Source organism: Chryseobacterium phosphatilyticum, assembly GCF_002899825.2.
In the GTDB taxonomy this organism is placed as follows: domain Bacteria; phylum Bacteroidota; class Bacteroidia; order Flavobacteriales; family Weeksellaceae; genus Chryseobacterium; species Chryseobacterium phosphatilyticum.
This window is the reverse complement of sequence record NZ_PPED02000126.1, coordinates 1-430: the sequence shown is the minus strand read 5'-3', so window position 1 is coordinate 430 and position 430 is coordinate 1. Positions and strand designations below refer to the sequence as shown.

The 430-nt window shown below is 68.6% G+C and carries 1 protein-coding gene; it reads left to right on the top strand.

Features of this window, described 5'->3' with window-relative positions; all coding sequences use genetic code 11:
* Window positions 1-430, top strand: a 430-nt coding sequence (locus tag C1631_RS25610) for a Gfo/Idh/MocA family protein (protein ID WP_133248977.1), incomplete at both ends; no start/stop codon positions are given.

Sequence of the window (430 nt, the reverse complement as noted above, 5' to 3'; positions counted from 1 at the left end):
ATTCCACCCATGCCGAGCTGACGGTGAAGGCGTTCGAGGCGGGCAAGCACGTCTTCTGCGAGAAGCCGATGGCGAATTCGCCGGCCGAGTGCCAGCGGATGATCGACGCCGCCAAGGCCGCCGGCCGCAAGCTGATGATCGCCTACCGGGCGCACTGGGAGCCGCACAACCTCCGCGCCAAGGCGATGCTCGACGCGGGCGAACTGGGACAGGTCTGGTTCGCGACGTCCGACCATCACCGGCCCCTCGACCCCGCGCTTCCCCGCGACCAATGGCGGATGAAACGGTCGGTGGCCGGCGGCGGCTCGCTCGTCGATATCGGGATCTACAGCCTCAACGGGCTGCAATGGTTCTTCGGCGAGAGCCCGAACGCCGTCGCGGCGTCGATGCAGGCGCCGCCCGACGATCCCCGCTTCGCGGAGGTCGAGAA